General features: G+C 69.0%; 1 protein-coding gene. It reads right to left on the bottom strand.

What is annotated here, in order from left to right; all coding sequences use genetic code 11:
- The coding region (locus tag AAEZ10_RS27725; RefSeq protein ID WP_350571882.1) for a hypothetical protein at positions 1-239 on the bottom strand (239 nt) is incomplete at both ends.

Below are 239 nucleotides of genomic sequence, written 5' to 3'. Positions count from 1 at the left end.
GAGCAGGATGCGCTCGCTCTGGCCGTCCGCACCCAGGCGCAGGCACGAGGCAGGCAACAGGTTGACCAGTTGCGCGGTGGCGGCGGCCGTGCGCTCCCGGGCGCGGCGTTCCAGGTAGCGTCCGGCCAGCAGGAACAGGGCGAACATGCCCACCGCATCGAAATACAGTTCGCCGACGCCAGTGATCGATGTCCAGATCCCGGCCAGGTAGGCGCTGCCGATGGCCAGCGAGACCGAGA

The organism is Pseudomonas sp. H26/SER47-MNA-CIBAN-0231 (genome assembly GCF_040310465.1).
Lineage (GTDB): Bacteria > Pseudomonadota > Gammaproteobacteria > Pseudomonadales > Pseudomonadaceae > Aquipseudomonas > Aquipseudomonas atacamensis.
Note: the sequence above shows the minus strand (reverse complement) of the source record. Positions and strands in the feature narration are given on the sequence as shown.